This window comes from Lentzea sp. NPDC006480 (genome assembly GCF_040611995.1).
Classification (GTDB): Bacteria; Actinomycetota; Actinomycetes; order Mycobacteriales; family Pseudonocardiaceae; genus Lentzea.
Map to the genome: position 1 here is coordinate 13,154 of NZ_JBEXPJ010000053.1, position 22,262 is coordinate 35,415.

The following is a 22,262-nucleotide window of genomic DNA, read 5'->3' on the forward strand; positions in this document are numbered from 1 at the left end:
CACCCGTCCAGGTGTCAGCGGGGTGTCAGAACCGCAGTACAACGCTACGTTCGTGTCCGTGCAGAACCCGTTGGAGGCGAGGAACGCCTTCCCCGCGCTGGGCCTGCCCACGCGCGCGGTGCGACAGCTGGGCGCCGATCCGGTGGTGCACGGGCGTGCCGACGAGCTGGCGGCGTTGCGGGCAGCACTGGAGGACAGCGGAGTCGCGATGTTGTCCGGGCCGCCGGGAACGGGCAAGACGACGCTGGCGCTGCGGCTCGCGCACTCGGCAGCGGACCTGTTCCCCGACGGGCAGCTGTACGCCGACCTCTCCGAACGCACGATGGACGAGGTGCTGGCCGCGTTCATCCGGGCGCTCACGCACGACGGCATCGGGCTGTGGGCCTCGCCGCGGGCCCAGCTGCACGAGGTGCTCGGCACCCGGCGGGTGTTGTTCGTGCTGGACAACGTCAGCAAGCGGCACGACCTCGCGGTGTTCCGGAGCGTGATCGCGACCAGCCGGGAACGGCTCGGCGGGGTCGTCCTCGGGCCGATGAGCCCCGAGGACTCGCGGGTGTTGCTGCGAGCCCGGCTCGGTTCCCGCGTCGACGATGAACCCGAGGCGGTGCGTGCTTTCGCGCAGGCGTGTCACGGGCTGCCGCTGGCACTGGTCGTCGCCGCCGAGTTCGCTGGTTTGCGCGCGACGGCCACGCTCGCCGCGCTGGTCGAGGAGATCCCGGCCGAACGCGGAGACGTGCACGACGCGTTCTCGTGGGCCTACCAGCAGCTCTCCGCCGCGGATGCCCGCGTGTTCCGGCTGCTCGGCGACGGGTTCGAGCGCGAGTTCTCGATCACCGCGCTGAACGCGCTGGCAGGTGGTGACGTGCGTCAGTCGCGCAACCAGCTGCTGCGACTGCACCTGCTGGAGAACGCGCCGGGCGACCGGATCTCGATGCACTCCCTGCTGCGGGAGTACGCGCGGACGCTGGAGCCGCGAGACCCTTCCGCGCTGGGGCGTCTGCTCGATCACTACGTGCGGGTGGCGGGCGTCGAGACCGAGAACGCGATGGCCGCGGTGTTCGTGGCAGATGATCGGCGACGGCTCGCGCTTGCCTCGCTGCTGGTCGACGAGATGTCGGTGCAGGTGCAGACGGCGGCGGTCTCGGCGGCTCGTGCGCTGGAGGACCGGCACGCGGAGGCGGTGGCGCTCGCGCATCTCGGGCACGCGTGGTTCGACCGCGGCAACCTGCAGGAGGCGCTGAAGTGCCACTCGCGGGCTTTGGAGCTGCACCGGGAGCCTCGCGCGTTGACCGGGCTGGCCAATTTGTGTTTGGAGCGCGGCAAGGTGGACGAGGCCGTCGACCTCTTCAAGGAGGTGCTGGCCGGTCGGGTCGCTTCTGGTGACGCCGCCGGTGAGGCACGGGCGTTGCTGAGCCTGGGGCGGGCCACCGGCGAGATCCGCTACTACGAGCAGGCCCTGGACGTGTGCGAGCGGATCGGTGACGTCGTGCGGCTCGGCCGGGCCTACAACGGGATGGGCAACGTGCACCAGCGGGCACGGGCGTTCCCGGAGGCGATCCGCTGCTACTCGGCGGCACTGGAGTCCTTTGTGGACGGTGACTGCCTGCTGAACATGGGGCTGGCCCACCTGGCCATCTCCTCACCGGAGACGCTCAGCTGGTTCGGCCGGGCCGCGGACCACGCCGTCAGGTTGCGGGACAAGGAGCTGCTCGCCGACGCCGCACGCGCGTTGAAGGAAGCGGGGTTCGTCGAGGAGGCGGCGCGGCGGATGCAACAAGCCGAGTCGCTGTACCTCGCTGCGGATCATGGACTTCGCAGGTAGGCCAGGGCGAACGACGAGTCCGCGGCCGCGCCCGCCTGGTCGTAGCAGCGGACCTGCACCAGCACACCCGGCGGGGTCGAGTACCCGTTCCACGCCCAGATCCGGCAGTACCTCGCGTCCGGCCCGCTCGCGCTGACCAGCACCGCGTCGGCGGGATAGACCTTCGGGTTGCCGATCTGCGCGTACTGGACCTCGTAGAAGCCCAGACTCTTGCGCGTCACCGCGGGCGTCTCGCCGTTGCTGGTCCACGACCTGGCGTTGCCCGTCTCGAGGTAGGCGGCCGACGCGGACGGGTCGTGGTGGATCGCGGCGTTCTGCGTGTAGGTGAGGTTCCAGTCCGTCTCGGCGTCGCAGGCGACCCGGACGCGCGCGGGCTCGACGGTCGTCCGGCAGCGCGCCCGGCTCTGGCCTACCGGTGAGACCATCGCGAAACCGTTGCCGCCCAACGTGGTCACGTCGTACTGGCCGGGTCCTGTGCGGACGACTCCCGGCGCACCGCCGCGGTAGGCCACGGCTGGACCGTCGCTGGCGAACACGATGACGAACGGGAGGTTCTTCCTCGTCCCGTTCGGAGCGAAGCAGGCGACGTCGACGAGCAGATCCCGTCCGTCGGTGCGCGTGCCCGAGGTCTGGCACGAGGCCGGTTCGTAGTAGCCCCAGCCGTTGCTCAGCGCGACGTGCACCGTGCCGCCGGTGCCGACCTCGGGCAGCCGCACCTCGTAGGCGCCTTCGGCGGTCCTGATCAACGTGATGTACCGCTCGACGCCGTTGCGGCGCCAGGTTCCCCACTGCCACTGCCGGTGCAGCTCGACCTGCTGCCCGACCGCCTGGTTGTAGGCATAGTCGGGCGTGCTCGCATAGGCCCACGTGGTCGGACCGTGTGCACCGTCCGGTGTGGACGTTCCTGGGCGCGGCTGTTGTTGTTGCTGCTGTGTTGTGGCCGAGGTGCCCGGCGGTGCCGGAACGATGATCGTCTGCCCCGACGTGACGGTGGGGCCCGCGGTGGGCGGCGGCGCCGACGGACCCGCCGGCGGCGGAGTGGTGGCGGCCGTGTGCTCGGGGCTGCCCGGCAGCGGCGCGGCCTCGACCCGCTCGTCCTGCGGTTCGACCCGTTCGGAGCTCGGCACCGCGAGCAGGAACACCACCAGCCCCACGACGGCCACCGCCGCCTTCCAGATCTGCGGGTCGGACGCCATCGGCCCGGCCTTGGTCATGAGGTCGGTCAGCGCCCTGACCGGCCTGGTCACCACATCGGACACGACGCGAGCCGGACTGCTCAGGAACGCCAGCAGCTTGCGGTCCTCGTCCTCGTGCACCGCGACCACGCCCGGCGCCAGGTACTCGACGCGTTCGCGCAGCCGTTTCGGGTCCGCCGGCTTGCAGATCGGGCACGTCATCACGTGGTCCTGCAACGTGGCCCAGTCGTCGCCCATCACGGCGAACTCGGTACAGCCCTTGTCCCGCGCCTCGAAGACCGCCACCCGCAGGGCGACGGCCTCGTACGTCTCCGCGGTGGCCTCGCCGTCGGCGATGACCTGCCGCTGCTCCGGCATCGTGTCGAGGACGGCGGCCAACGACTCGGGAGTCATCGCGCCAGTTTGGAGCCGCTGGACCGTTCGCGAAACGACCAATCAGTGGACAGATCATGGTCAGGCCGGTAGATCCAACCGGCCTGGAATCTCCGGGACGTCAGCGAGCGGTGCGTGATCGGTCAGCGGCGTTCGCGATCGTGGCGTCATGACGTGGTTGCGCAAGCCTTGGGTAGGTCCGTTGGCCTTCGTGGTGGTGGCGTTCGTGGCTTTCTCGCTGCCGCCCTATCTGACCGGTGACCGCACGGCGGCCCGTGTGCAGTCGGACTGGGGACCGCACTATCCCCTGCTGGTGGTGCACGTCGTCTGCGCGTCGATCGCCATCATCACGTGCGTCGTCCAGATCTGGCCGTGGTTCCGCAGCCGCTTCCCCGCGTGGCACCGCCGCATCGGCCGGGTCTACGTGCTGGCCGGTGTGCTCCCCGCCGGGCTGGCGGGCCTGGTCGTCGGCTGGAAGACGCCGTTCGGCCCGGTCGCCATGGTGAGCAACGTGCTGCTGGCCCTCATGTGGCTGCTCTTCACGACGCTGGCGTGGCGCGCGGCGCTGCAACGGCAGTTCCGCGACCACGGCAAGTGGATGATCCGCAGCTTCGTCCTGACCCTCTCGATCATCACCAACCGGATCTGGGGCGTGGTCGCGTTCCTGCTGCTGGCGGACCGCGTGCCCGAGGCGGAGCTGCCGAACACGATCGCCGGGATCTCGACCTGGGCGGGGTGGACGATCCCGCTGCTGATCTCGCAGTGGTGGCTGGAGCGCAAGCCCCGGCGCAAGGCACGTGCCCAGGTCGAACAGCGTGAAACCGTTCCCGCGTGACGGCTTGACGACTACCGTCGGCGGTCATGAGGCTACTGCTCGCTGTGCTGATGATGGTCGTGCTGGCCCCGGTCGCGTCGGCCGCGTCCGGACCGCCGACCGCCAAGTGCGAGTTCACCCCCACCCCGGAGAACCCGGCCGCACGCCCGGTCCAGCCACCGCCCGCGACCGTCCCGGCCAAGGGCACCGTGAAGGTCACCATCGTGACCAACTACGGCGTGGTGGTCGCGAAGCTGGACCGCGCCAACGCGCCGTGCGGGGTGGAGAACTTCGCGCACCTGGCCCGCAGCTGGTTCTACACGATGAGCCAGTGCTGGCGGCTGACGAACACCACGCGGCTCGGGGTGCTGCAGTGCGGTGACATCTACCGCGCCGAGGAGGGCGGGCCGGGCTACAAGTTCGCCGACGAGGTCACCGGCAAGGAGACCTACGAGCGCGGCACCATCGCGTACGGCAACCAGGGGCCTGGCACGAACGGCAGCGAGTTCTTCATCGTGCACTCGTTCGCCCACATCAAGCCCGTGTACACCGTGATCGGCCACGTCACGCACGGCATGGACACGCTGGACCGGATCGTGCGGGCCGGGATCGTGCCGCAGCCGGACGGAACCCTGGACGGCGCACCGAAGAAGCCGGTCAGGATCCTGCACGTGCTCGCAGGGTAGCCAGGACCTTCGACACCATCCCGAACGGCAGCATGCCCAGACCGTCCAGCAGGCCGGGGCCGCGTTCGCCGGCCAGGAGGCGCCGGAACGCGTGCACCACTGGTGCCGCACCGGGGTTCCGCTCCAGGCCGGCGAGCTCGGCCGCCAGCTGATCCGCGTACTGGGTGTCGCCCTCCGCCTGCAGCACCACGGCGCTCATCAGCGGTGACCAGTCCCGCATGGTCTCCTGCGCCCGTTCCATCGCGCGCGTGACCAGCTGGCTCAGGTCGTCCGGAACGCGCTGCGGAAGACGCTCGAGCAGATCCCACAACCGCACGCCCTCGACCTCCTCGGCCGGCGCACAGATGTCGTCGTTCAACGACATGCGCTCCGGCAGGCCGAACGCGAAGGCGAACATCGCCAGCATCTCGATCTCGCCGGGCAGGGTCGGGGCGTCGGTCCGCGTGGCGATGGCCGCCGACGCGAAGTAGTGCGCGAGCACCCGCGGGGATCCGGTGTCCACGCGGCCGAGCAGCACCGCGTAGTCGTGGTGCTGCTTGCTGATCTCGTGCGGATCGCCTGCCGCATAAGCAAGTCCCAGGGCCTCGGCCTTGAAGGCGAGCGCGCGGTCATGCCGCCCCTGCTGATCCTCGATGGCCGCCAGCTGGTCGGCGACGTGGAACCTGCTGTCCGCCAGTTCGGCCATCGCCCGACCGGCCTCGACAGCGCCGGGATGCAGGCTCAGCCGCCCGTTCTCGATCTCGATCAGGCCGTGCTCGGACAGCACCGCGAGCTCGTCGCCGGCCTCACCGACCGCGTACGTGCAGAGATCGTCTTCCCTGATGCAGCACAGGGTGAGGAACAGCCGCCGCGCCGGTTCGGGCAACGACCGCACGGCTTCGGCCGGGTCCTCATCAGACAAGAAGGGCTCCACGCGTACAAGCCTTGCACTGCGGTCAACACCTCGTTCCCGTTTCTCCCTCCACTCGGGAGCGGCATAGGAGCACTTGTCAACTCGTTGTGTTGGCACGGAAATAGCGCGGCAAGAAGCCTGCATGTTGACATATGACAGAAAGGAACAGGTCCTCACAAAACCAGGAAAGCGATCCCGCTCACAGCGGTGATCAAGCCTTCAACCAGTCAAAACTCACCCAGAAGGACCAACGAGAGCTTTGGGAATTAAGGCTTATTTAAGAGTACCTGTGATCCCGCTCGCCCTCGGGAATCAATTTAGCTGCTCATGCGCTGCCCTCACCTGAACGGCGGTTGTACCAGCCAGTAGCCTGGAAATCGGTCAACCCCTCGCATTCACCTGAAGCCGTCCGCGGCTTATTTCGTGTGCGCCGAAACAGAAGGAGGCACTGCAGTGGCACCCGCGTTCGAGCCGGCTCGACTCGACGACATCGACGACCTGCTCAGGCTGTACCGGCGGGCGCACGGCGCGAACTACCCCATCGCGATGGGCACCGACGCAGACGTGATGGCGGCCGAGATCGAAGCCCGGGGCACCACGTGGCTGGTGTGGCGCGACGAGAACCGCGTCGTCGCCTCGATCACCGGGCACGTCGAGCACGAAGATCGTCTGGGCAAGATCGCCGGGCTGGTCGTCGACCCGGACGCGCAGGGCGGGGGCATCGCGCACCACGCGGTCGGCCAGATCACCGGCCGCATGCTCGCGACCGGCGACGTGGACTCGGTCTACGGCACGGCTCGCACCATTCACCTCGCGCCGCAAAGAGTGTGCCTGCGCAACGGATTCCACGCGCTCGGGCTCGTGCCGAACCTCTTCAAGCACGCCCGGCGGGAGACCATGGCGTTGCTGGCCAAGCACCGTGACGGGGTGCTGGACCAGCGCGCCGAAGTGCACAAAGTGCCAAAAGCCCTGGAAAAGCTCGTCACCACGACGCACCGCACGATCGGCCTGCCGCACCTGCCCGAGTTCGTCGACGGTGCGGACGCCCCCGAATCCGAACCGTCACGGATCGAGATCATCGAGGCGCCGCAGTTCGTGCAGCGGCACTTCGAGCGCACCATCAACGACCCCGCGCGCCGGTTCTACCCGCTGCACAAGCCGAACGTGCTGCTGGCCGACGAGCAGGGCGAGTACCAGATCTACGGCCACCTCAACCGCCACGACGGCTACTGCACGATCTTCGGCGCCACGCCCAGCCCGCAGACGATCATCCCGCACCTCGCCGGCGTGATCGACACGCTCACCGGCATGGGCGCGCCGCACGTCGAGACGCTGGTGCCGCTGCACGAGTTCGACGAGCTGAGTGCGTTGCTGGCGTTCGGTTTCCTGCCGGTCGCGCTCTACCCGGCGATGCGCAAGGACGGCGACCGCTACCACGACTACGTGGTCATGGTGCACACGCCGCAACCGCCCGACTTCCGCGGGCTCACGATCGACGAGGCGTTCCGGCCCTTCACCGAGCAGTACATCGAGCTGTGGACGCAGAAGTTCCTCAACACCAACGGAGTGTTTCGCGCATGAACCCGCACCTCGGTCCGGCATCGGTGCCGGACTCCTCTCTCGGTGCCGTCCAGCAGCTGTGCGACATCGCGGCGCCGTACGACCACAGCGACCAGGAACTGTTCCTGGAGGCCATGAACGAGTCGAACAGGTGGCACGCACAACGCAACGAGTTCTTCCGCAGCCTGTGGAACGGCAAGCCCCTCAAGGACATCACCGAGCAGCCGTACGTGCACGCCAACTTCTTCAAGATGCACGAGGTGCTGTCGGTGCCGCGCGAGGAGGTCGTCGTGCACGCCACCTCGTCCGGCACGACCGGGCAGAAGTCGCAGATGTTCTGGGACGCCTGGACGTTGCGCGCCGGACAGCGGATGGTCGCCCGGATCTACGACCACAACGGGTTCATCGACGACACCGAACCCGTGCACTACCTGATCAACCTCAACCAGCCGACGCCGAACGTCAAGCTCGGCAGCTCGTTCACCGGGCAGTTCATGACCGACTTCGCGCCCGTGCGGTCGGTCGACTACGGCCTCGCGCACACCGGCACCGGCCACGAGTTCGACGCGTTCGGCAGCATCCGCGCGCTGCGGAAGTTCGCGGACAGCGGGCTGCCGGTGCGGATCTTCGGCTTCCCCGCGTTCCTGAGCTTCACCCTCGACCGCATGCGCGCCATGGGAGTCGAGCCGATCAGGCTCAACGAGCGCTCGCTGGTGTGGTTCGGCGGCGGTTGGAAAGGCAACGCCGACAAGCAGATCTCCAAGGAAGAGTTGCGCGCGAAGGTCACCGACATGCTCGGCATCCCGGACGCGCGGATCCGCGACAGCTACGGCTCGGTCGAGCACTCGGTGCCGTACGTCGAGTGCTCCCACCACAACCTGCACGTGCCGACCTGGTCGCGTGCGATCGTCCGGGACGTCCGGACGCTGGAACCGTTGCCGTACGGCGAATCCGGCTACATCCAGTTCGTCTCCCCGTACATCACCTCGTCGCCCGCGCAGAGCGTGCTGATGGGTGACCTCGCCGCACTGCACGCACCTGAGGAGTGCGGTTGCGGCAACGAGACCCCGTGGTTCGAGATCCTCGGCCGCGCCGGCGTCTCCCGCAACCGTTCGTGCGCCATCGCAGCCGCAGAACTCTTGAAGGGTAGGAAATGAGGCACTTCTGGCAGGGCGAGTGGGTCGACGACGACTCGGTCGCGCATCGGCTCGACACCCTGGAGGACCGCACCCAGCAGGTTGTCACCGGCCCGCGGCTGAGCCCGCTCGTGGTGCTCGCGGCGGCCGAGAAGCTGGTCCTGGACGACCATCGCGGCGCGCTGGCGTCGTGGGGTCTCGACGAGATGGAGATCGAGGAGACGCTCGACGCGTTGCGGCACGCGCTGAGCCGCCCCGAGCTGGAACGCAAGCTCCAGCGCGAGCTCGGCAACCTCGACCCGGCGCGGATGGTCCGTTTCGACTTCCGCACGCCCACGTACGAGGCCTGGGTGCCGCTCGGGCTGCTCGCACACGTGACGGCGGGCAACGCGCCCGCAGCAGGCGTGCTGAGCGCCGTTGAGGGCCTGTTGTCGGGCAACCTGAACGTCATCAAGGTCGCTTCGGACGACTCCGGCTTCACCGCCGAAGTGCTCGCCGCGCTGGCCTCGCACGACCACACCGGTCAGATCGCCGCCCGGCTCATCGTGCTGCGCTTCTCGTCGTCGAACACCGACTGGATGACGCGCATGCTCGGCGCGGCCGACGCCGTCGCCGTGTGGGGCGGCGAGGAGGCGATCAACGGCGTCGCGGCGCTCGTCCGGCCCGGCGCGCGGGTGATCGACTGGGGTCCGAAGCTGTCGTTCGCCTACCTGACCCGCGACTCGTGGTCCGATGTGGACACTCTGCACGCACTGGCCGCGGACATCTGCGCGTTGGAGCAGCAGGCGTGTTCCAGTCCGCAGGTGATCTACCTCGACACCGAGGACCCGGCGCAGGTGTTCGCGTTCGCCGAGCGGTTCGCTTCGGTGCTGGAGCTGACCGGGCCGCTGACCCGCGAGCCCTCGCAGGCGGAGTGGGCGGAGATCACGAACACCGTGCTCGTCGCCCAGCTGGAGGAACACCTCGGGCTCACCAAGGTGCACACCGGCGACCGCTGGCGGGTGCTGGCGGACGTGCGGCCGGCGTTGCGCACCTCGCCGCTGTACCGGACCGTGTGGGTGAAGCCGCTGCCGCGCAAGGAGATCACGTCGGTGCTGCGGCCGATGCGCCGCTACCTGCAGACCGTCGGGCTAGCGGCCGAGCGCCCTGACGTGGCTCTGCTCGCGCGGTCGTTCGTTTCCGTTGGCGTGCAACGGATCACCACGCCCGGCTCGATGCTCGGCGGGTACAGCGGTGAGCCGCACGACGGCGTGTACGCGTTGCAGCGCTACAGCAACCGGGTGTCCGTGCAGCTCGACGACAGGTTCGCGTCCGACGCCTCGCTGGACGACCTGGCCGAGTCCCGTCAGTTGCCGGTGCCCGCCGTCGCGGTGACGGCGAAGTCCGACTTCGAGACGCTGCAGGACCGTCCGGCGGACGTGTACTTCCGCAGCGGCGGTAGCTCAGGCGCACCCAAACTGTCCGCGTACACCTGGGCGGACTGGGACGAGCAGATGTGGGTCGGCGCCGAGGCGTTGCTCGCCACCGGGCTCGACCCGCGACACGACCGGATCATGAACCTGTTCTTCAACGGGCACATGTACGCGAGCTTCGTCAGCTTCTTCTCCGCGCTGGAGCGGATGAACGCCGTGCAGTTCCCGATGGGCGGCGAGTGGGGCCAGCTCGACGCGATCGCGCAGGCCATCGTGGACAACCGGGTCGACACGCTGCTGACCGCGCCGTCGTTCGTGCAGCGGCTCTTCGCCGAGCACGGGGAGATGCTCAAGGAGTACGGCGGCATCCGCAAGATCTTCTACGCGGGCGAGCACTTCGGTGCGCAGGCCATCGCGCGGCTGCGCGACGAGTTCGGCATCGAGACGATCCGCTCGGCCGCGTACGCCACGGTCGACGCGGGCCCGGTCGGCTACCAGTGCCAGGCCTCGTCGGGCAAGGTGCACCACCTCTTCACCGGCCTGCACACGCTGGAGATCCTCGACCCCGAGTCCGACCGCCCGGTTTCCGGTGCCGAACCCGGCCGGCTCGTCTTCACCACGCACACGAGGCGCGGGCAGCGGTTGGAGCGCTACGAGATCGGCGACCTCGGCCGCTGGGTTCCCGGCGAATGCGCCTGTGGCCGTCGCACGCCGCGGTTCGAACTGCTGGGGCGCACCGGTGACGTGTTCCGGGCGGCCGCGCAGACGTTGAACTACCGCAGGTTCCTCACGATCCTGGAGGACGAGTTCAGCTACGCCGGCGCGTTGCAGATCGAGCTGAACGAGAACGCGTCCGGCGAGGAACTGGTGGTGCGGATGGAACGCGACCGTGCACCCGAACCCGCCGCCAGCCACATCACGCTGCTGGCGCGCTACCCAGAGGTCGCGGAGGCGGTCGAGAAGGACGAGCTGCTGGCCGTGCGCGTGGAGAACGCGCCGCTCGCGGACTTCCTGCGGACTCGCAGCAGTGGAAAGTTGATCGCGGTCGTCGACCAGCGCAGCAGCAGGAGTGTGTGAACGTGTCCGTGCTCGACCTCATTTGTTACGCCCGCACGCACTCCCCGTTCTACAAGGAGCTGTACGACGGCGTCGAGGGCTCGTCGCTGGCCGACCTCCCGGTGATCGACCAGGCCGCGTTCTGGGCCGCGAACACCATCCGTCACAACCAGGTGCTGACCCGCGCGCACACCGACGGGCTGATCTTCAAGACCGGCGGTACGACCAAGGCTCCTCGGGTGTCCTTCTACACCAACGAGGAATGGGACGCGATGTGCCGCACCTACGCGGAAACGCTGCCTGCGGCGGGCCTTCAGCACGGCGACCGGATCGCGAACCTCTTCGCGGCCGGGGAGCTGTACTCCAGCTTCATCTTCGCGTTGAACTCGTTGCAGCGCTCGCCGATCGACCTGGTGCAGCTGCCGATCACCGGTAGCGCACCCGTCGAGTTCACGTTGTCGACGATGCAGGACTTCGACGCCACCGTGGTCGCCGGCTTCCCGACGACGTTGTGCCGTCTGGCTGCGCACGTGGTCTCGGAAGTCGGGTCGCTGCCGGCCGTGCGGTTGATCCTGTTCAGCGGTGAAGCCTTGTACGACGACCAACGCGCGTTGCTGTCTTCGGCGTTTCCGCACGCCGAGTTCCGGTCGTTCGTCTACGGCAGCGTGGACGGCGGGATCATCGGGACCGCGGTGCTCGGTTCTGACGATCCACGGGTCTTCCGGGCCTTTGTGGACAGTTCGGTGCTGGAGATCGTCGACGTCGACACCGGTCGCCCGATCACCACGCCGGGTCAGCCAGGACGGTTGCTGCAGACGGATCTCACCCGGCGGTTGCAGCCGATGATCCGGTACCCCGTCGGCGATCTGGCCGAGTGGGTTGACGTCGAGGACGGCATCTTCCGGCTGCTCGGACGGGCCGACGAGGGTGCTCGGGTCGGGCCCGTGACGCTTCATCTGGACCACCTGCGGGCCGCGGTCGACCGGGCCGGCGTGGTGCACAACGGCGTTCAGGTCGTGATTCGGCGGGTGGACGCGCGGGATCAGCTGGTGTTGCGGATCGCTGGTGTTGAGCAGGATGTTCTCGACGCGGTCCGGGAACAGGTCTACGTGATCAGCCCGCGGTTCGAGCTGCAGGTTGGTCGCGAGACGGTGGCGCCGCTGGCCCTGGAGTGGGTGTCCGCGCTGGAGGTCAACGCGCGCAGCGGCAAGACCCTGCGGCTGATCGACGAACGCCCGTGCTGACCCGTTCGTTCCGGCTGGTGTGGTTCGGCCAGGTGCTCTCGCAGGGCGGCACCCGGCTCTACCAGATCGCGTTGCTGTGGTGGCTGCTGGAGCAGATGCCAGCGTCGTCGCGCGGACTCGCAGCCGGGGCGTTCCTCGTCGTCGGCGTGCTGCCATCGCTGACCCTGGTCGGGTACATCGGGCGGGTCATCTCACGGGTGCCGTCGCGGACCGTGATGCTGCGGGCCGAGGCGGTGGCTTTCCTCGCGGTGTCGTCGCTGCTGGTGCTGGGCGACCCTCCGGTGTGGAGCGTCTACGTCGTCGGGCTGGTGCTGGCCTGTTGTCAGGCGTTCTTCGATCCGACGTTGATGAAGGCGTTGCCGGAGCTGGTTTCTCCGGCTGATGTGCCCCGTGCGGTCAGCTACGGCTCGTCGACGCAGCCCGTCGCGAACTTCGCCGGAGCGGCGTTCGGTGCGGTGTTGCTGGCGTCGGTGGGCTTTGAAGGTGCCGTCGCGGTCAACGCTCTGACGTACCTGATCTCGGTGCTCTGCCTGCTTCTCGCACGGTTCGCCTCTGTTCCCGGCGTTCCTGGTGAGCGCGGCATGTGGGCGTTCCTCGGCACGTTGCCCGGGGTGAAGCCGGTGATGCTGGTGTTCGCCGGGATCAACTTCTTCTCGACGCCGACCGTGCTGGTGTTGCCGCTGTACACGAAGTCCGTGCTGGGCGCGGGTGCCGGGTCGCTGGCGTTGCTGGAGTCCGCGGTGTGGCTCGGGCTGATCTGTGGCGCGTTGCTGGCCCCGCGGATCCCGGTGCGCGGCTCGATCACCTCGTTCGGCGCGGTCTGCGTGGCGTTGTTCGGGGTGTTCCTCGCGGTGCCCGGCGTGGTCGTCTCGCTGCCGGTCTACGTGGTGGCGCTGGCGTTGAGCGGGTTCTGCCTCGGGGTGTGCAACGTCAAGTTCATGACGTTGTTCCAGCAGGTCGTGCCGGCCGCGGCGAAGGGACGGTTCTTCGCGGCGTTGACGGCGGTGCTGAGCTTCACGTACCCGGTGGCGTTCCTCAGCTTCGGCGTGTTCGGCGACCTGCTGGGCGCACAGGTGCTCGTGCTGGCGCAGGGTGCGGGACTGCTGGTGCTCGGTGCGGTCCTGGCTCGGGTGCGGGAGCCGGTTCCAGCGCTCGGTTAGTGTGTGGCCGTGCGAAAGATCCTGGTCATCGGTATCGGCGCGGGCAACCCCGACCACCTGACGGTGCAGGCCGTGAAGGCGCTGCAGACGGTCGACGTGTTCTTCGTGCTGGACAAGGGATCCGTGAAGCAGGAGCTCGTCGACCTGCGCGCGTCGATCCTGGCCGAGCACGTCACGCGGCCGTACCGCTGGGTCGAGGGCCGTGACCCGGATCGCGACCGCTCCCCGTCCGACTACGCGGCGGAGATCGACAAGTGGCGGCGGGCGCGCGCGGACGTGGTGCTTTCGCTGCTGTCGGAGCTGGGCGAGGACGAGGTCGGGGCGTTCCTGGTGTGGGGCGACCCGTCCCTGTACGACTCGACGCTGGCGATCCTGGACGATCTGCTCGGTCGCGGTGAGTCGTTCGAGGTCTCGGTGATTCCCGGCGTGACGTCGGTGGCGGCGTTGACGGCCGGGCACCGCGTGTCGCTGAACCAGGTCGGCAAGCCCGTCCAGATCACCACCGGGCGGCGGCTGGCCTCGGGGTGGCCGTCCGATGTGGACGACGTCGCGGTGATGCTGGACGCGAAGTACTCGTTCGAGGGCGTCGACCCGGACACCTGGATCTACTGGGGCGCCTACCTGGGTATGCCGGACGAGATCCTGGTGTCCGGGCGTGTCGGCGACGTCGCGGCGGAGATCCGTTCGGTGCGCGAGGAGGCCCGTGCGCGCAAGGGCTGGATCATGGACACCTACCTGCTGCGCAGGAGCTGACCAAGAAAAGACGTCCAGTTTTCGACCGGGATGGCAAGTATTTGTCCATTGCGGTCTTGTGAGTCGCGAACGAGCACCGCGTCGGCGACGAAGGCCATCTCGACGCAGTTTCCCTCTAGAGAGTGTGAACTCTTCCTCCACACGGCTTTCTCGTCCGACATCGAGCCCCCTCGACCGAACCGATAAGACCGCCACCCAGCGTATCCGGCTTTTTACCTGCGCCTCTACGCCCGTCAGAGGGATCAGTGCTACTCCGATCCGCCTGCCGGGCCTGCGGCGAGTTGGAATTCACGTCAAGTCGGCGATGTACCGGTCAATCATCTCGTCCAGGTTCGCGGACGGCGTAGCCAGCTTTTGCAGGTCGACGAACGACTCCACATACTCGCCGGCCTGCTCGAGGTCGTCACTCAGCACGAGGTCCACCCCTCGCGACTCCCGCGCCACGACGTAGTCCTGTTCGTCACCGGAGAACTCCAGCACCGCGTAGGAACCGTATTTCATGCCGAGGTGCACGCCTTTCGCGAACGGGAGCACCTGAATACTCACGTTCGGCTGCCGGTTAAGCGTCTTCAGTAGCTCCAGCTGCTCTCGCATCACCTCGGCGTTTCCCACGATTCGACGGAACGCACTCTCCTCGATCACGAACTCGAACCTGACCGACAAGGCGGGATCGAGGATGGCCTGGCGTTTGTTCCGCGCCTCGACGCTCATTTGGATTCGCTCCCGCTCGGCCGCGAAAACCTTGAGCACCTCTGTCGCGTACGCCTGCGTCTGCACCAGTCCCGGGAAGACCTCTTCCTGATACTGGCGGACGAGCGACGCGGACTGCTCAAGACCGATGAACTTCGTCACGACCTCGCCCAGGGACTCCCGGTAGTTGTCCCACCACGCGCGCTTGCGGCTCGTCTTGCCGACCTGAACGAGGTCGTCGACCGCGGCCTTGTCGATCACGCCGTAGAGCTGGAGCAGCCCGCGCAGGTCCGTGATGGACAACCCGACAGCCCCGGTCTCCACGCGGATCACTTTGCTGACAGACCAATCCATCTCTTCCGCCACCTGGGCCTGGGTGAGTCTGGCCTGGTCCCTCGCCTTCCTCAGCTCGGCGCGCAGTCGTCGCTGCTGAACCACCGGGTTCTTCTTGGGCTCAGTCATCGTCTCCTCCTGGCTTGCGCGGTGTCGGGTAGCCACATAGCCTTTCGCCAGCCTCCCGACGGCTAGCAGTCACCCGCCAGAGGGACATTAGGCGGAGATCCGCCCGACCGCCATCCCGAAGTGGAACGAGCCCCACAAGTGCCCGCACATGTCCCCGCCGAGAAGAGGCGCCGCCCGTTGTGGCAGCGACTCCTCGAGGGCGTGCGCGCGCTCACGTCGTGGATCAGGCCGCCGTGCCCGTACGTTCCTCCGGACCCGCCGATCCGGTGGCGCCACCGGGTCGGGCGCAACCGCGAGCGGGAGACCCTGCGGATCGACCGCTATCTGCTCGTGGTGGTGAGAACACACACCTCAATGGACCGAGTGCTCGAACTGCTCGAGGTGGTGGGCGAAGGCGTCAGCCTGGCCATCAAGTTCACCGTGGAGATCGGCTCCCAGTTCGCCAGGGAGCTGGTCGGCAAGCTGCGCGCACTGGGGGCGGAGGAGATCCAGTGGAAGGAGGCGTGCGAGCTCCACTGGGACGCCATCTTCGCCGCCCACGCCGACGGGCAGCTCGCCGAACTGCAGAAGGAGTTCGACAGCGACATCTTCGTGATCGCCCACGGCGCCGGCTACAACAGGGCGCGCCTCGCGTCTACAGGCGGGCGTCCCGGAGCAGCCGGGCTGTCGTCGCACGAGCTCGCGCCCGACGGCACGACGTTCGTCAGCCTCCTGGGGCTGAGTGCGCCCGAGCAGCGAACCCGGCTGTGCGACGAGGCACGCGGGCGCGACATCGTCATCGGCGACCTGGTGCTGGACAAGCTCGTAGCGTACCTGCGGCACAGGCCGCGCTTCCGCCGGGAGCTGGGCGTCGGCAGGCGCAAGCTGATCGTCGTCTCCTCTACCTGGGGACCGCGGTCGACCTATGCCACCCAGCTGAAGGTCGTCACCCGTCTCGTCGCGGACCTGTCCGCGGACGAGTACGTCGTCGCCCTGGTGCTGCACAACAACATCTGGTACGGCCACAGCAAGTTCGAGGTCCGCCTGCACCTGCGCAACGAGATCCAGAGCGGACTCTTGATCATCGAGCCGGGCACCTGGCAGAGCGCGCTCGTCTCCGCCGACCTCGTCGTCGGCGACCACGGCAGCGTCACGTCCGGCTACGCCGTCGGGCTGGGCCTGCCGGTGCTGATCGCGGCCGACGGACGTGCGGAGCTCGACCCCGCCTCGCCCTACACCGCACTGCACCTGGCACTCCCCCGTCTCGACGTCGCGAAACCGTTGCGGGAGCAGGTGGATCGCGCAATCGCGGAGAACTGCCCCGAGAGGTGGAAGCACCACACCGACCGGGTGTTCGCGCTCCGCGGTGAAGGGCTCAAGGCCGCCGCGAACGCCCTGCGCAGTCTTCTCGACCTGCCGCTGTTCACCGCGAACCCCCGCGTCGGCACGATGGCGCTGCCGTCCGTTGTGGAGCGTCACGACGTCACGGCCCACCAGGTGGTCGTCAGGACGCAGGCCGACGGTACCCAGCGGATCGAACGTCATCCCGCGATTCTCAAGCATGCGGAGGAGTTCCTCGACTCCTGCCTGGTCATCTCCGACCTCGAAGCAGACCCGACGACGCGGAGCAACGCGGAGATCGTGGTGCAGGCGGAGCCTCTCCCCGACGACGAGGCCGCGGAGTGGATCGATGCCCAGCTCCCGACCACGGGGCTGGTCGCCACCGCGACCGACAGCGGGCGAACGCTGTTGCGGTTCAGCGACGGCGAGCGGATCACGGTGACACGGGGCGACCCGTACGTCGCGGCGATCCTCCTGCATTGGCGCCGCACGAACGTTCTTCCGCACACCGGCGGCGAGTTCGTGGTGGCGCTGGGGAACGTGACGCACACAGTCGTGGCCAGCTGACTCAGCCGTCGTCGGTGCGCCTGCCCTGCTGAAGCCACCCGCGGACCAGCGCACTGCGCGGGTTGCCCGCCGCCTCGTACAGCCGCACGAGCCGCTCAGCGGCCGAGGTGAAGAGTGGACCGTCGCTCACTGCCTGCGCAAGCTCGACGAGCTCCTCGAGTGCCTGCGCCTCCTTGGCGTGCTGCCTGCACGCGTGGGTGACATCGACGGCGAACTGGAGTTCACGCCGAGCCTCTTTGTACTGGCGCAGATGGCTGTAGGCGGTGCCGAGCGCTATGCGGACTCGTGCCTCGACGAGTTGTTCGTTGCGCAGCTTGGGCATCTCGCGCAACGCATCGTTCAGCACAGGCACCGCTTGAGCCGCGTTCTTCGACCTGACCAGCACATCACCCAGTTGGTATGACTGTAGGACGAAGGCGCGGTGGTCTCCAGTCGCACGTTGCCGTGTCACAAGTGCGCGAAAGACGTCGACGGCTTCGGAATAGCGGTGCTGTTCCCGGTAGAGCAGGCCCCGTGACTCCATCAGCACAGCGGCCGCACGTTCGTCGGACGGCAGCGCGGCGGCCTCGTCGAGTTGTTCTGCTGCCAAAGCGAGATCGCGCATCTCGATGTGTGCGCGCACGAGCCTGTTTCTCAGATGAATCTCGGCCAGCGGATTTCCACTCAATTGCGCCGCGACCACGCCGAGGCGATGAGCGTCTATCCAGTCCGCGTAGTGCTTGGCGGAGTGGAAGAAAGCCCAAAGGGAATCGCACAGTCGCCAGACGACCTCGTGCCAGCCGCGGTCGGCGGAGACTCGCATGGCAGCGAGCAGATTGGGACGTTCCGCCGTGAACCACGCCATCGCCGTTGCCGAGTCGAACCTGACCGGCCACCGGCTGAGATCTGGTTCGGCCAAACGCCATCGGCCGCCCAGCACGGCCACGTCCGCCGCGGCGGCACCTGAGGCGTAGTGGTCCACCATCCGCCGCCGGACTTCGTCGGTCGCCGCCGTGGAGAGGTCCCGCTCCGCGCGGCTGTGGGCGTGGAGTGCGAGCAACTGATGAAAGCGAAACCGGTCTTCCTCGATCTCCTCCAGCAGATTCGCCGCGCACAACGACTCCAGCATGCTCTCCGCGTCAGGTTCCGCGATACCCGCGGCGGCGGCCGCGAGCGCGACGGAGAAGTGCGGGCCCGGATGCAACCCGAGTTGGAGGTAGATCTGCCTGGCGTCGTCCGGAAGATCTTCGTACGCGGTGTCGAAAGTCTTCGCCACGGAACCGCCCGCCCCCTCGAACGCCAGTCTGGACAACCGTTCCCGATCGTCGGACAGATGCTGGACGAACCTCGAAACCGGCCATCGCCGGTGGTGCGTGAGCCCGGCACCCGCGACCCTCAACGCCAGCGGCAGCCCTTCGCACAGGCCGACGAGCTGCCCGAACGCGCCGCGGTCTGCCTCGATCCGGCTCGGCGCGATCATTCCCGTCATCAGCTGGGCGCTGTCCTCGATGTCCAGCGGCGTCAGTTCGATGAACTCGGCGCCATCGATGGTCAGCCCGGCCAGCCGCCGCCGGGTCGTGGCGACGACAACGCTGCCGTTCGCCGAAGGCACCACGGAACGCACCTGCGCGGGCTCGTCGACTCCGTCCAGAACGACCAGCACGGGCCGGTCCGCCGTGCGGCTGCGGAACAGCGCGATCCGCTCGATCACCGTGGCCGGAACGTATGAATCGATAACGCCGAGAGCGCGGAGGAACATCGCGACAACGTCACTGATTCCTACGCCGCGTTGGTTCCGATGGTTGTCCAGATCGGCATACAGCACCCCACCAGCGAATTTCTCCTGGTTGGCATGCGCCCATTGCGCCGCGGCGGCACTCTTGCCCACACCTGCCATACCGCTCAACACGAACAAAGACGGGCGATCCTCATGTTCAGCCAGTCCCTTGTCCATGACGCGGAACGGCTCCGCCCGGTCGACGAACGCGTGCGGCGGAGGAGGCAACTGCATCGGCCGATATTCCCGGTCGTCGAGTGAATACACAGTCAACGCACCAATGGATCCAGCCTGGATAGAGGTACCGCGCACTGCGCCGTGGATCTCATTGCTCGTAGTCATGCAAGGCCCCCTGGCCTGATGCAGGTCGCCGTCCAGTTTGCCAACCCGGAGCCCCTCCCAGGTGCCCTAAACGGCGTTTCCGTAACAAAGTTCACCCGAATGGACGGTTGAAATTCGAGGGCTACACGGCATGGAGTCCACCCAACATCCTGGAATCGGTCCTGCTCGCGCCTGCACTGTCGTTGACGATGTTCACAGCGTTACTAGCGTTTTGCCCGCAGAGACAGAAGAACTCACCCTCACAAGCCCGCATCGGATGCAGAGTGACAGATCGAGTTCACCTTGAGTCGCTTTGGCCGCCGACCCGATAAATGCGGAAGCTATCTATCGAGCGCAACGTTCCTCGTCTGGGGGAACCCGGTGGTCGGCCGTTCACGATCTGTCACAGCTTTCGCCGCGCCCAAGCCGACTCTCCCAGCGAATTCCCCGCGGCCGTCGAATCCGAGCCACGGCGGGCGGCGCCACTACTCGGCGATCAGCCTGCGAACCGCCTTCTCCACGAGCGCACGGGTCGCGTTCGGGGTGCTGAACGCCAGTATCGACATGTGCACGACCAGGTCGAGCAGCTCCAGAGCGTCGAACGCCGCGGTGAGCACACCCTCCAGCTGGGCTTTCGCGATGGCTTCGATCTTGTGCCGGTATGCCTCGGCTTCCGCCTCCGGGACGACGTCGAAGCCGTTCTCCAGCCGGTGGTAGGCCGCCAGCCGGAGGATCTGCGGCTGTTCCTGGTACGAGTCGAACAGGCGGCCCGCGTAGCCGGGCAGGTCGTCGGGCGTGATGGGGACCGACTGGATCATGCGGTCGATCTGGATCTTCAGCAACTCTTCGAACAGCCCCTCCTTGCTGCCGAAGTAGGCGTAGATCATCGCTTTGTTGCACCCGGCCTTCGCCGCGATCCGGTCGACGCGCGCGCCGGCGATGCCGTACTCGGCGAACTCGTCGAGCCCTGCTTCCAGCAGCTTGGCCTTGGTCGCTTCCTTGTCCCTCACCACGCTCCGCATTCTAACCAACCGGTTGGTAGTAGCAACCAACTAGTTGGTTGACAGACAGCTCCGGCCGTGGTTGCCTGGACTTAGCAACCAAACAGTTAGTTAGTCCAGCCAACCGGTTAGTTGAGGAGTGACGGGTCATGAAGGTCGCACTGGTGACGGGAGCGTCGTCGGGAATCGGCGAGTCCACGGCTGTTGAGCTGCAGAAAGCCGGCTACACCGTGTACGCGGCGGCGCGCCGGGTGCAGCGGATGGAGGGCCTGAAAGCCCAAGGCGTCCGGGTGCTGGAGATGGACGTCACGGACGACGACTCGATGGTCGCGGGCGTCAAGCAGGTCATCGCCGACACCGGGCGGATCGACCTGCTGGTCAACAACGCCGGCTACGGGTCGTACGGCGCGTTCGAGGATGTGCCGCTGAGCGAGGGCAAGTACCAGTTCGAGGTCAACGTGTTCGGGCTGGCGCGGCTCGTACAGCTGGTCGTGCCGCACATGCGCAGGCAGCAGAGCGGCCGGATCGTGAACGTGTCGTCGATCGGCGGCAAGATCTACGAGCCGCTCGGCGGCTGGTACCACTCGACGAAGTTCGCGGTGGAGGGGCTGAGCGACTCGCTGCGGCTGGAGCTGAAGCCGTTCGGCATCGACGTCGTGGTGATCCAGCCCGGTGCGATCAAGACCGAGTGGGGCGGCATCGCGGTCGACAACCTCAAGAAGCGGTCCGGCGAGGGCGCTTACAAGGAGCAGGTGCGCCAGCTGTCGGCGTTCTTCGGGCAGGCCGACCGCGGCAGTGAGCCCAAGGTCATCGCGGACGTGATCGTGAAGGCCGCGCGGGCGCGCAGGCCGAGGACGAGGTACGCCGCCGGGTTCGGCGCGGGGCCGATCCTGTTCGCGCGCAGGGTGTTGCCGGACCGCGGGTTCGACGCCTTGTTCCTCGGGGCGATGCGACGCGCCGCGAAGGCCTGACCAAGTACCTTCGGCAGTACCACCGAGGGGAGTCGTGTGCACGAGGGGCTGTCGCAGGAAGCCGAGCAGCTGTACCTGGCGATGCTGCGCGGTGCGATGAGCGAACCCGGCGCGGCGCACGCGGAGCTCGAACGACTCGGGCTGGTCAGGAATGACGACGTGCGGCCGCCGCGGTCGGCGCTGGCAGCCATCGCGGCGAGCCACGAGGCCGCGGCCGTCCGGGCCAGGGAGACGGCCGAGATGCTGGCGCGGGCCTACGCCGAGCACCAGACGAAAGAGGTCGACTTCGTCGAGGTGCTGAAGGAAGCCGACGAGGTGATCAGCGCGTTCGAGGAGATGCAGAGCCAGGCCCAGGTCGAGATCCGGGCGCTGGATCCCGGTTCGTACCTCAGCCCGCAGCCGGAGGCGAGTCCCGCGCAGCCTCCGGCGCTGGCGCGAGGTATCGGGTACCGGGTGGTGTACGACTCCCAGCTGCTGCAGACCGAGCTCGGGTTCGCGTCGGTGCAGGAGTCGATCTCAGTGGGTGAGCAGGCGCGGGCTTTCCCCGGCGTGCCGCTCAAGCTCGTGATCGCCGACTCGGACCGGGCGTTGATCGCGGTGCCGACGGTCACGGGCGGGAACGTCGTGGCACTTCTCATTCACCCGTCCGTGCTACTGAGCGCGCTCATCGAGCTGTTCGAGGCGTTCTGGCGGATGGCCGTGTCGATCACGCCGGGCGGTCAGCAGGACACCCACGAGGAGCCGACGACGGCGACGCGGCGGCTGATGGCGTTGCTCAGCGCCGGTTTGACGGACGAGGCGATCGCCCGCGAGCTCGGCATCAGCGAGCGGACCGTGCATCGGCGCGTGAGCCGCCTGCAACAGCTGCTGGGTGCCCAGACGCGGTTCCAGCTCGGAGTCCAGGCGTCACGCCGAGGTTGGCTCTAGTCACCCAACGTCACAACATGAGAGTCGTTCATCACTCTGTGAACATCTTTCGTGACAGTTTTCAGACATGGCGACTTTCTGCCACTGCTCACGAGTGTCAAACGAGAGAAATCCCCTTCCTCCCCTGATGCAAGCGCGGCCTCG

Annotated in this window: 18 protein-coding genes; 12 read left to right on the forward strand and 6 right to left on the reverse strand. The window is 67.7% G+C overall.

Annotated elements, in window-relative coordinates:
* Positions 1 to 58 precede the first annotated feature (58 nt).
* Positions 59 to 1,822: a tetratricopeptide repeat protein gene (locus tag ABZX92_RS21775; protein ID WP_355562158.1), complete on the forward strand. Its 1,764-nt coding sequence runs from the start codon at positions 59 to 61 to the stop codon at positions 1,820 to 1,822.
* On the opposite strand, the gene ABZX92_RS21780 is transcribed toward ABZX92_RS21775, so the two are convergent.
* A complete protein-coding gene (locus ABZX92_RS21780; protein WP_355562161.1) occupies positions 1,804 to 3,411 on the reverse strand; it encodes a hypothetical protein in 1,608 nt (535 codons plus the stop codon). The two genes, ABZX92_RS21775 and ABZX92_RS21780, sit on opposite strands and share 19 nt — an antisense overlap.
* A gap of 148 nt (positions 3,412 to 3,559) precedes the next feature.
* Between ABZX92_RS21780 and ABZX92_RS21785 the strand changes: the two genes are divergently transcribed.
* Positions 3,560 to 4,225 (forward strand): DUF2306 domain-containing protein, encoded by a 666-nt coding sequence (locus ABZX92_RS21785; protein ID WP_355562164.1) that lies wholly within the window; start codon positions 3,560 to 3,562, stop codon positions 4,223 to 4,225.
* A gap of 26 nt (positions 4,226 to 4,251) precedes the next feature.
* Complete coding sequence (locus ABZX92_RS21790; RefSeq protein ID WP_355562166.1) at positions 4,252 to 4,890, forward strand: peptidylprolyl isomerase; 639 nt, start codon at positions 4,252 to 4,254, stop codon at positions 4,888 to 4,890.
* Here the strand turns inward: ABZX92_RS21790 and ABZX92_RS21795 are convergent.
* Positions 4,862 to 5,791, reverse strand: coding sequence for a hypothetical protein (locus tag ABZX92_RS21795; RefSeq protein WP_355562169.1), 930 nt, complete (start codon positions 5,789 to 5,791; stop codon positions 4,862 to 4,864). The genes ABZX92_RS21790 and ABZX92_RS21795 overlap by 29 nt on opposite strands.
* Before the next feature lie 444 nt (positions 5,792 to 6,235).
* Between ABZX92_RS21795 and ABZX92_RS21800 the strand changes: the two genes are divergently transcribed.
* The 6 genes from ABZX92_RS21800 to cobF are packed head-to-tail and all read left to right on the forward strand — an operon-like array spanning position 6,236 to position 14,103.
* The gene (locus tag ABZX92_RS21800; RefSeq protein ID WP_355562171.1) at positions 6,236 to 7,363 is read left to right on the forward strand and encodes a GNAT family N-acetyltransferase; all 1,128 of its coding nucleotides are present in this window, start codon (positions 6,236 to 6,238) and stop codon (positions 7,361 to 7,363) included.
* On the forward strand, positions 7,360 to 8,499 hold the full coding sequence (locus ABZX92_RS21805; RefSeq protein ID WP_355562174.1) for a hypothetical protein: 1,140 nt from the start codon (positions 7,360 to 7,362) through the stop codon (positions 8,497 to 8,499). Before ABZX92_RS21800 ends, ABZX92_RS21805 begins: the two co-directional genes overlap by 4 nt.
* On the forward strand, positions 8,496 to 10,967 hold the full coding sequence (locus tag ABZX92_RS21810; protein WP_355562177.1) for an acyl-CoA reductase: 2,472 nt from the start codon (positions 8,496 to 8,498) through the stop codon (positions 10,965 to 10,967). Before ABZX92_RS21805 ends, ABZX92_RS21810 begins: the two co-directional genes overlap by 4 nt.
* On the forward strand, positions 10,964 to 12,190 hold the full coding sequence (locus ABZX92_RS21815; protein ID WP_355562180.1) for a phenylacetate--CoA ligase family protein: 1,227 nt from the start codon (positions 10,964 to 10,966) through the stop codon (positions 12,188 to 12,190). The genes ABZX92_RS21810 and ABZX92_RS21815 overlap by 4 nt, the downstream gene beginning before the upstream one ends.
* The gene (locus ABZX92_RS21820; RefSeq protein WP_355562183.1) at positions 12,184 to 13,350 is read left to right on the forward strand and encodes an MFS transporter; all 1,167 of its coding nucleotides are present in this window, start codon (positions 12,184 to 12,186) and stop codon (positions 13,348 to 13,350) included. The genes ABZX92_RS21815 and ABZX92_RS21820 overlap by 7 nt, the downstream gene beginning before the upstream one ends.
* Positions 13,351 to 13,359: 9 nt before the next feature.
* On the forward strand, positions 13,360 to 14,103 hold the full coding sequence (cobF, locus tag ABZX92_RS21825) for a precorrin-6A synthase (deacetylating) (protein ID WP_355562185.1): 744 nt from the start codon (positions 13,360 to 13,362) through the stop codon (positions 14,101 to 14,103).
* On the opposite strand, the gene ABZX92_RS21830 is transcribed toward cobF, so the two are convergent.
* On the reverse strand, positions 14,082 to 14,264 hold the full coding sequence (locus ABZX92_RS21830) for a DUF397 domain-containing protein (RefSeq protein ID WP_355562187.1): 183 nt from the start codon (positions 14,262 to 14,264) through the stop codon (positions 14,082 to 14,084). The two genes, cobF and ABZX92_RS21830, sit on opposite strands and share 22 nt — an antisense overlap.
* Positions 14,265 to 14,391: 127 nt before the next feature.
* Positions 14,392 to 15,255, reverse strand: a complete 864-nt coding sequence (locus ABZX92_RS21835; RefSeq protein WP_355562190.1) for a helix-turn-helix transcriptional regulator — start codon at positions 15,253 to 15,255, stop codon at positions 14,392 to 14,394.
* Between the two features lie 138 nt (positions 15,256 to 15,393).
* Here ABZX92_RS21835 and ABZX92_RS21840 point away from each other — a divergent pair, with 138 nt between their 5' ends.
* The gene (locus ABZX92_RS21840) at positions 15,394 to 17,142 is read left to right on the forward strand and encodes a hypothetical protein (protein WP_355562192.1); all 1,749 of its coding nucleotides are present in this window, start codon (positions 15,394 to 15,396) and stop codon (positions 17,140 to 17,142) included.
* A gap of 1 nt (position 17,143) precedes the next feature.
* Here ABZX92_RS21840 and ABZX92_RS21845 read toward each other — a convergent pair whose 3' ends face one another.
* Positions 17,144 to 19,075, reverse strand: coding sequence for an NB-ARC domain-containing protein (locus tag ABZX92_RS21845; RefSeq protein ID WP_355562195.1), 1,932 nt, complete (start codon positions 19,073 to 19,075; stop codon positions 17,144 to 17,146).
* Between the two features lie 629 nt (positions 19,076 to 19,704).
* The gene (locus ABZX92_RS21850; RefSeq protein ID WP_355562198.1) at positions 19,705 to 20,232 is read right to left on the reverse strand and encodes a TetR family transcriptional regulator; all 528 of its coding nucleotides are present in this window, start codon (positions 20,230 to 20,232) and stop codon (positions 19,705 to 19,707) included.
* 137 nt (positions 20,233 to 20,369) lie between these two features.
* On the opposite strand from ABZX92_RS21850, the gene ABZX92_RS21855 reads away from it, so the two are divergent.
* Both ABZX92_RS21855 and ABZX92_RS21860 read left to right on the forward strand, forming a co-directional pair.
* Positions 20,370 to 21,191, forward strand: coding sequence for an oxidoreductase (locus ABZX92_RS21855; RefSeq protein WP_355562201.1), 822 nt, complete (start codon positions 20,370 to 20,372; stop codon positions 21,189 to 21,191).
* Between the two features lie 36 nt (positions 21,192 to 21,227).
* Positions 21,228 to 22,118, forward strand: coding sequence for a helix-turn-helix transcriptional regulator (locus ABZX92_RS21860; RefSeq protein ID WP_355562203.1), 891 nt, complete (start codon positions 21,228 to 21,230; stop codon positions 22,116 to 22,118).
* Positions 22,119 to 22,262 lie beyond the last annotated feature (144 nt).